General features: G+C 41.1%; 8 protein-coding genes and 1 pseudogene. 2 read left to right on the top strand and 7 right to left on the bottom strand.

Annotated elements, in window-relative coordinates; all coding sequences use genetic code 11:
- Positions 1-142 precede the first annotated feature (142 nt).
- Together QZ359_RS00635 and QZ359_RS00630 are read left to right on the top strand one after the other, a co-directional pair.
- Positions 143-1,051, top strand: coding sequence for an ABC transporter ATP-binding protein (locus QZ359_RS00635; RefSeq protein ID WP_293951863.1), 909 nt, complete (start codon positions 143-145; stop codon positions 1,049-1,051).
- Positions 1,052-1,061: 10 nt separating this feature from the next.
- Positions 1,062-1,814, top strand: coding sequence for an ABC transporter permease (locus QZ359_RS00630; RefSeq protein ID WP_293951861.1), 753 nt, complete (start codon positions 1,062-1,064; stop codon positions 1,812-1,814).
- Between the two features lie 39 nt (positions 1,815-1,853).
- Here QZ359_RS00630 and QZ359_RS00625 read toward each other — a convergent pair whose 3' ends face one another.
- The 7 genes and pseudogenes from QZ359_RS00625 to speE form a co-directional block, all read right to left on the bottom strand.
- Positions 1,854-2,708 carry a HAMP domain-containing sensor histidine kinase gene (locus tag QZ359_RS00625; RefSeq protein ID WP_293951859.1) on the bottom strand — a complete coding sequence of 285 codons (855 nt, stop codon included), beginning with the start codon at positions 2,706-2,708 and terminating at the stop codon, positions 1,854-1,856.
- Positions 2,705-3,343, bottom strand: a pseudogene (locus QZ359_RS00620) (response regulator transcription factor); the annotation flags it as partial. The gene QZ359_RS00625 and the pseudogene QZ359_RS00620, both read right to left, overlap by 4 nt.
- 71 nt (positions 3,344-3,414) lie before the next feature.
- Positions 3,415-4,290: an N-carbamoylputrescine amidase gene (gene aguB / locus QZ359_RS00615; protein ID WP_261219464.1), complete on the bottom strand. Its 876-nt coding sequence runs from the start codon at positions 4,288-4,290 to the stop codon at positions 3,415-3,417.
- A gap of 9 nt (positions 4,291-4,299) precedes the next feature.
- Positions 4,300-5,385: an agmatine deiminase gene (gene aguA, locus QZ359_RS00610; protein WP_261040068.1), complete on the bottom strand. Its 1,086-nt coding sequence runs from the start codon at positions 5,383-5,385 to the stop codon at positions 4,300-4,302.
- Entirely contained in the window at positions 5,382-6,509 is a 1,128-nt protein-coding gene (gene nspC, locus QZ359_RS00605) for a carboxynorspermidine decarboxylase (RefSeq protein ID WP_261040069.1), read from the bottom strand. Before nspC ends, aguA begins: the two co-directional genes overlap by 4 nt.
- Complete coding sequence (locus QZ359_RS00600; protein WP_293951854.1) at positions 6,509-7,768, bottom strand: saccharopine dehydrogenase family protein; 1,260 nt, start codon at positions 7,766-7,768, stop codon at positions 6,509-6,511. The genes nspC and QZ359_RS00600 overlap by 1 nt, the downstream gene beginning before the upstream one ends.
- The coding region (gene speE, locus QZ359_RS00595) for a polyamine aminopropyltransferase (RefSeq protein WP_293951852.1) at positions 7,765-8,421 on the bottom strand (657 nt) is incomplete at its 5' end. The genes speE and QZ359_RS00600, both read right to left, overlap by 4 nt.

Below are 8,421 nucleotides of genomic sequence, written 5' to 3'. Positions count from 1 at the left end.
ATCAAGAAGCCCAGTTCGTGTCAACTGGGTTTTGCTATTTAAGAATTCCTAAAACTTTAGAAACTCTTTAGAAATTCTTGAGCTTTCTTTGATTTCTATGCTTTATACTAAACTTAACAAAATAAATCAAAAGGAGAGAATCATGAAAACAGTACTTGACATTCATGGATTGTCCAAAAACTTTGACAAACAAGCTATTCTTCAGGATCTTCATCTAACGATAAGAGAGGGAGATATTTATGGACTTATCGGAAAGAACGGAGCTGGGAAGACCACGTTGATAAAAATTATTACGCAACTACTGTTTGCGGATAAAGGAACTGTTTCCCTCTTTTCTAGTCAATCGGAAAATGAGTGGACCAAGGCTCTATCTCGAGTAGGTTCTGTTATCGAATCACCCGTAGCACATAATCACTTAACAGCCTACCAAAATCTGAAATATTATTGTATGATTCGCCATATTCCAAATGCTGATCAAGTCATTCGAGAAACGCTAGACTATGTAGGTTTACCAAATACAGGTAATAAAGTCTTTCGTGATTTCTCGCTAGGAATGAAACAAAGACTTGGCATCGCCATTGCCCTCCTATCCAAACCAGACTTCCTAATCTTAGATGAACCTATCAACGGTCTCGACCCAATCGGTATCAAAGAATTTCGTCTGATGATTCAACGGCTCAATCAAGAAAAAGGGATAACCATTCTCATCTCTAGCCATATCCTGTCAGAACTCTATCTCCTTGCCAATCGCTTTGGTATTTTAGATCAAGGAAAGATTATTCGTGAAATCAGCAAAGCTGAATTTGAAACACTAAGTGAGGATTATATTGTGCTTAAGACAGCTGACAAAGAGAAAGCTTGCCAATTATTGAAAGAACAAATCCAGCTCCAGTTCAAGGTTGTTAATCCAGAAAATGAAATCCATATCTTTGGTCAGGAACAAGATGTCAAACAGATTCTCAAGGAACTAACTTTGGCAGATGTCGCTATTGACGAAATTTACTATGCCCGTCAAAACCTAGAAGAATACTTCACTCAATTGGTCGAATAGGAGGAAAATCATGATACATACCATTCAAGCAGACTTTTACCGTCTTTTCCGTTCCAAAGGATTCTGGATTACAGAGTTCATTCTCTTTGCTCTCATGCTAATGGGGGCAAGTATAGGAGCTACTGGCCATCTGATGGCAATACAGACAGAAGAACCAGAAATTCCGACCCATGGTTGGGACGGTGTACAAGCACTTATTAACGCATCTAGTCAAGGTTCAAACCTCGTTTTTCTCTGCATAATCCTAGCCTGCCTCGTTCTTGGAGTTGATTTAATCGGCAAACTCTATAAAAATAATTTAACAGTGGGTGTCTCTCGTACCGAGTTTTTCCTTGCCAAAGCCTTTGTATTAGCTTGTATTGCACTTTTACAAGTCATCATCTGTCTTGTGATTGCCTTTATTCCAGCAACTATCTTAAATGGATTTGGAACTATGCCTGATGGCTTTATTGGAAATCTACTGATAACCATTTTCCTTCAATTTCTTTGCCTACTTGCTTGGCTTTCCATCGTTTCTTTTATTCTCTATGTGAGTCATTCTTATCTTGCTGTATTTATTGGTTATTTGGTCAGCTCTATCTTACTATCTATGCCAATGCTCATCTTCCCAAGTATCAAAATTTTGCCATATTTATCATTGCAGTTTTTCTATGCTATGACTGCTAATAGTGAATCCATTTTCTATACACTTATAGTTACCTTAGCTGTTATTGTAATCTTTAATCTAAGTGGACTGGAAGTTTTCAAAAAGAAAAGTTTATAAAAAATGACCTCCTCTAGGCTACAGAGGAGGTTTATTTCGTTAAAAGTAAATGAAAACCGACAACCACTGCCCATCTGTGCTTAGTTTCATCTCTGCACCGAGAAGATGGCATAATTCCTCAGTGATATAAAGACCTAAACCAGAGGATTCTTCCGTGTCTGATAGATTTTCAGAATAAAAACGGTTGCTGAGTTTGACAAGGTTTGCAATCTCTAAGATAAGCTGTTCCTTTTCCTTTCTCAAAGATAGTCGCGCTTCTTCCTTGCCATGTTTGAGGACATTCCCAAGCAAATTTTGTAAAATTCGATCCAGTAAGTCTTCATCAGTCCTCATTTTCAGACCAGTTTCAACCTTAAAATCAAGCATGATATTTGCCACCTGAAAAACATCATAATAAGCCAAAGTCTTCTTGGTGATAAAAGCTGAGAGATCTATTTCTTCCAGTTTCGGTTTGACAGCTCCTTCCATCAAACGACGGTATTCTATGAGAGCCTCCAAACGTTTGGAAACTAAATCAAGATGCTGGGCTATTTTTTGTAGGGTTTCTGCTTTGTCTTCAGGAGATTTTATCAATTGTTGGGTGTAACCTGAAGCGATAGTCAGAGGTGTCCGAATATCATGGGCAATATTGCTGATGGCCATATCCAGAGTCTGCTTTTCCCTTTTCATAACCAATCGAGATTGCTCTACTTCCTGAAATAGATTCTCAATCTGCTGGTAGAGATGTAAAAAATGTTTGGAAAAAATGCTGATTCCGACTCTTTTCATACTACCTGTGAGAATTTTATCTTCAATCTGTTGACTCAAGTTTTTAAGTGCTAGATGATAGCGAATCAATGCAATCGATAAAATAATTAGGAGTACTAGTAGGACAAAAATTATCATGTAGGTCATTGCTTGTCTCCTTTTAATCTTACTCCAACTCCCCAAATGGTTTCAATATATTCTTGATTTGGGTCAAGCTGGTTTAATTTTTTACGAAGATTACTCAAATGCGTATTGAGGGTATTATCTCCAGGTAGGTAGCTATCCTCCCAGACCAATTCATAAAGTTCTTCCTTGGTAAAAATTTTCTTAGGATGTTTGAGGAGAGTTTGGAGAATCAAGCATTCTTTCTTGGCAAGGCGAATCGTTTCCTGACTATTTTTGATTTCAAAACTTTCTGCATCAAACTGGATATTTTTCAAGTTTTGTGGCAGATGTTCAGTTTTTCCTATTTCCATAGGCTGTTTTTCTGCACTTTGGCGTAATTGAACAGTAACTCTAGCAAAGACTTCGTCCAAATCAAAAGGTTTGACTATGTAATCATTGGCACCGTCTAAGAGGTATTGACTGATTAACTTCTTATCGCTCAAAGCCGTTAGCATAATGACTGGAGTTTGACTTTGTTCCCTGATGGCTTTTAAAACCTGATCCCCATTTTTCCCAGGAAGCATGATATCTAGCAAAACGAGGTCAATCCCACCTTGGTCAAAACGCATGATTCCTTCTGTACCGGAAAAGGCTTGAATCACCTCATGCTCCTTGCTAGATGACCTAGTATCTTATAGTTGCAAATAAGAAGTTAATCCAGCAGAATGAATCTCTCATTTCTCTCCTACTAATCCGTAATCCGTTGATACATTTCGGGTCTTCTATCTCGAAACAAGCCCCAGTTTAGGCGCTCGCTTGCTCCCTTATCTAGGTCATAAGTTACTAACAGAACAGCTTCAGCTTGTCTTTCAGCTCGTTCTAGAATAGCGCCTGTTTCATCCGTCATAAAGGATGAACCGTAGAAGTCAAGACTGGAACTCTGTCCACCATTTTCCTCACTTGGAGCGACTTCTTCAAAGCCATAGCGATTGGCTGCAATGACTGGAACAATATTAGCTGCTGCGTGTCCTTGCATGGTACGTTGCCAATGACCACAACTGTCCGTATCTAGGATAGGCTCAGAGCCAATAGCAGTTGGATAAAAGAGCAATTCTGCCCCATTTAACGCAAGACAGCGCGCTGTTTCAGGGAACCATTGATCCCAACAGATACCGATCCCAATCTTAGCATAGCGCGTATCCCAGACCTTGAAACCTGTATTGCCAGGCGTAAAATAAAATTTCTCTTGATAGTAATGGTCGTCTGGTATGTGGGTCTTTCGATAAACGCCCAGCACTTCTCCATCTGCATCAATGACGGCAATAGAGTTATATAAGACATTGCCATCTTTTTCATAGAAACTAATCGGTAAAACAACCTGTAGTTCCTTAGCAATCACCTTAAAATGCTGAATGGCAGTATTTTCTGCTACGGATTGGGCATGCTGGTAGTAGTCATACTGGCGTTCCTGACAGAAATAGGGACGTTCAAACAACTCGGGCAAGAGAACAATTTGTGCGCCTTGTTCTGCAGCCTGACGTACTAAACGCTCTGCTGTTTGAATATTTGTTTCCACATCCTTGGCACATTGCATCTGAATGGCTGAAACTTTTACATTTCTCATCTTTTTCTCCTATTCTGGGATTTGTTGGGTGATACAGTGAATATTTCCACCACCTAAGAGAATATCTCTGGCTGGTATTCCGACAACTTTACGGTCTGGGAAACACTTACTGAGGATATCTAAGGCTACTTGGTCGTTTTTATCCTGAAACTGTGGCACTAAAACAGACTTGTTGGCAATATAGAAATTGACATAGGAGGCAGCAAGCCTTTCACCTGCGTATCGCTCTTCTTCTCCTTCTTCGTAGGAATAACCAGGAAGATCTTCTTCTGTCACAACTTGTCGAACTGCAGGGATAGGTAATTTATGAATAATGAAGTGACGACCTTTTGCATCTGTTTCCTTTTCTAAAAGCGCTAAATCAGCTGTTGACATGGCATATTGAGGATCACTTTCGTCGTCTGTCCAAGCCAAAACAAGCTCTGCAGGACCAACAAAGGCTGCAACGTTGTCAACGTGTTCATTGGTTTCGTCCTGATAAATACCATAAGGAAGCCAAATAACTTTTTCAGCGCCAAGGCACTCTAATAAGGTATTTTCGATTTCTTCCTTACTGAGATGAGGATTGCGACCAGGACTAAGCAAGCAACTTTCAGTCACGAGAATGGTTCCTTGACCATCGCTATGTATCGCTCCGCCTTCTAGGACAAAAGGCTTAGCATCGTAAACAGGCATTTCCAAGGCCTCAGCAAAACGACTAGCTACTTGGTCATCCTCTTCATAATCTTGATAAAGACCATCAACAGCACCACCCCAAGCATTGAAAGACCAATTGACTGCCAACTTTTCCCTTTTATCATTGAGGAGAATGGTCGGACCTGTATCACGCGCCCAGGCGTCATTGGTGGGAATGTCTAGATAAATAACGCTATCTCCAAGGTAGTCTTGGGCTTCAGATAGATAGTCTTGCTCCACCAAGAGATAAACTCTTTCCCCTTCTGCTATGGTTTTGATAATCTGGCTAAAAGCCTTTTTAGCTGCCTTACCTTGAAAGGGCCATGAACCTGGTCGAGTCGGCCATATCATGAGGGTACCATGATGGGGTTCGTACTCTGCTGGCATACGATAGCCTAATTTTTTTGGACTGTTCATCATGATAATCTCCCTTTAAAATCTTGATAGCCAAAGGCTTTGACTAAGCTGCAGTCTCCCTGTTCATCCATGAGATAGAGACTTGGCAATCCAATACCATTAAAGGTATTATTTTTAACAAAAGAATAAATGGCCATGTCTTCGAAATAAAGTTTGTCTCCGATTTGGACTGGATTTTCAAAGCTATAATCACCGATCACATCTCCTGTCAGACAAGTATTGGAAGAAAGTCTATATGTATGGGCTTTTTCCTGTGCCTCAAAGCCATTTCTCAAAGGTGGACGATAGGGCATCTCAAGTACGTCAGGCATATGGCAGGTCGCAGAGGCATCTAAAACCAAGATTTCCATACCGTTTTCGACAATATCCAATACTTCAGTTGCTAGATAACCAGCATTGAGCGCAATAGCTTCACCAGGCTCGATATAGATTTCAAGATTGTAAGTTTCTCGGATACGCTTGATTTCTGAAATCAGCAAATCTACATCATAGTCCTCTCTTGTGATGTGATGACCACCACCCATATTGAGCCATTTGACCTCATGTAAGTAGGGACCAAACTGCGCTTCTACTGCTTTCAAAGTTGTTTGTAAATCATCTGCTCCCTGCTCGCAAAGGGTATGAAAATGAAGACCGTCTACCAATTCCAGCAAATCACTAGGAATCTTGTCTAGAGTAACTCCGAAACGGGAGCCAGGTGCACAAGGGTCATAGAGCGCGTGATCTCCTTGAGTTGAACATTGAGGATTGAGACGTAAACCAACACTGATACCAGCCTCACGACAACACGAACCATGCTTACGCAACTGTCTCTCAGAATTAAAAACGATATGGTCTGTTATCTCCAGCAATTCCTCCATGTCCTCATCCTTGAAAGCAGGCGCAAATACATGGACTTCTCCTGGAAATTCTTCTCTAGCTAGCTTAGCTTCATAGAGTCCACTGGCTGTCGTACCTGATAGATACTGGCTAATCAAGGGATAGGTTTTGTAGAGTGAATAAGCCTTCTGGGCAAGCAAAACCTTGCAACCAGCTTCTTCTTGAACATATTGTAGAATGCGACAGTTGGCTTCTAACTTGGCCAAGTCAATGACATAGGCTGGCGTTGGTACTTGTTCTAATTTCATTAGTCCACCATTTGTGGATTTTCAACCACAACCCATGGCAAACCGTATTTATTCAAAGCTTCCATGAATGGGTCTGGATCAAACTCTTCAAGGTTATAAACTCCTGGTTGTTTCCAAGTGCCATCCATCACTAATTTTGTCCCAATCATGGCTGGAACACCTGTTGTATAAGAAATAGCTTGTGAACCAACTTCGGCGTAACATTCCTGATGGTCGCAAACATTGTAGATGTAGATGGTCTTTTCAACGCCATCTTTGACACCTGTAAAGATACATCCAATATTAGTTTTGCCAACAGTACGTGGGCCAAGGCTGGCAGGATCTGGAAGTAAGGCTTTCAAGAATTGGATTGGTACGATTTCTTGGCCGTTAAAGTTAATGGCATCCGTACGAAGGAGACCGACATTTTCCAAGCATTTCATGTGCGTCAAGTATGATTGACCAAAAGTCATAAAGAAACGAATGCGTTTGACACCTGGAATGTTCTTGGCCAATGATTCAATTTCTTCATGGTGAAGGAGATACATATCTTTTTGTCCAATTTGAGGGAAATCGTACTCACGCTTGATAGACATGGCTTCAACCTCAACCCATTTCCCATCTTCCCAGTAAGAACCTGGCGCAGAAACCTCGCGGAGATTGATTTCTGGGTTGAAGTTGGTCGCAAATGGATAACCGTGGTCACCACCATTACAGTCTAAAATATCGATATAGTGGATTTCATCAAAATAGTGTTTGAGGGCATATGCTGAAAAGACACTAGTCACACCTGGATCAAAACCAGAACCAAGAAGAGCGGTCAAGCCAGCTTTTTTGAATTTCTCTTGATAAGCCCACTGCCATGAGTAGTCAAAGTAGGCTGTAAAACCAAGTTCCTTGCAGCGTTTTTCGTAGATAGCACGCCATTCAGGGTCTTCTGTGTCCTCAGCCTCGTAGTTGGCTGTATCGATATAGTGAACACCTGTTGCCAAACAAGCGTCCATAATGGTTAAATCTTGATATGGTAAAGCTACGTTCAAAACAGCTTCTGGTTTGTAGTTTTCAATCAGGGCAATCACTTCTTCTACCTTGTCAGCATCAAGAGCAGCTGTCTCAATCTTTGTACTTGTTTTGCCTTCCAGTTTAGCCTTCAAGTCATCACATTTTGACTTGGTACGGCTAGCAATCATAATCTCTGTAAAGGTTTCGCTATCTTGACAAATCTTTGAAATAGCTACTTGGGCAACGCCCCCACATCCAATAACTAGTAAACGACTCATTTTTTTCCTTCCTCTTCTTCTAAAATGTCCTCAACATACTTGGGCAACATAAAGGCTCCCACGTGTAAGTTTGCAGTGTAGTATTCTGTGAAAAGCTGGCGTTTTTTCCAGCCTTCCTTGTCAAAATCTTTGACAGGGTGGTATTTTTTCGATGCAAACCCAAACAACCAATAGCCAGCTGGACTGGTTGGAATATGGGCTTGATATACCCGACTGATTGGAAAGGCTTGATTGACCTTTCGGTGCATGCTTCGGCAAGCCGACTCATCCTCATCAAAGAAGGGACTCCCATGCTGGTAGATCATGATACCATCTTCCTTCAGAGCTCGATAACTGTTTCCGTAAAATTCCTTTGTAAAGAGCCCTTCCGTATGGCCAAATGGATCCGTCGCATCGTTGATGATAATGTCGTAATCATCTTCACAGTTTCGCAAAAAGCGTAGCCCATTTTGGTAGTAAATGGTAACACGAGGATCATCTAGCCCTGCGGCAAAATCTGGGAAATACTCACGACAGACCTCAACTAGCATCTCATCTGGTTCCACAATATCGATTTGTTCCAGTTCAGGATAGAGTGTTAATCCCTGAGCAACACCGCCGTCACCACCCCCAATAACCAGGACTTTCTTGGGATTGGGATGAACAGCCATGGG

The organism is Streptococcus sp. (assembly GCF_019414905.1).
Taxonomy (GTDB): Bacteria; Bacillota; Bacilli; order Lactobacillales; family Streptococcaceae; genus Streptococcus.
The sequence above is the reverse complement of the archived record's forward strand: the minus strand, read 5'-3'. Positions and strand labels throughout refer to the sequence as shown.

Bases quoted from the DNA above. Each gene is read 5' to 3' on its own strand.
- QZ359_RS00635 (WP_293951863.1), top strand. From the start codon at position 143: ATGAAAACAGTACTTGACATTCATGGATTGTCCAAAAACTTTGACAAA.
- QZ359_RS00630 (WP_293951861.1), top strand. From the start codon at position 1,062: ATGATACATACCATTCAAGCAGACTTTTACCGTCTTTTCCGTTCCAAA.
- QZ359_RS00625 (WP_293951859.1), bottom strand. From the start codon at position 2,708: ATGACCTACATGATAATTTTTGTCCTACTAGTACTCCTAATTATTTTA.
- aguB (WP_261219464.1), bottom strand. From the start codon at position 4,290: ATGAGAAATGTAAAAGTTTCAGCCATTCAGATGCAATGTGCCAAGGAT.
- aguA (WP_261040068.1), bottom strand. From the start codon at position 5,385: ATGATGAACAGTCCAAAAAAATTAGGCTATCGTATGCCAGCAGAGTAC.
- nspC (WP_261040069.1), bottom strand. From the start codon at position 6,509: ATGAAATTAGAACAAGTACCAACGCCAGCCTATGTCATTGACTTGGCC.
- QZ359_RS00600 (WP_293951854.1), bottom strand. From the start codon at position 7,768: ATGAGTCGTTTACTAGTTATTGGATGTGGGGGCGTTGCCCAAGTAGCT.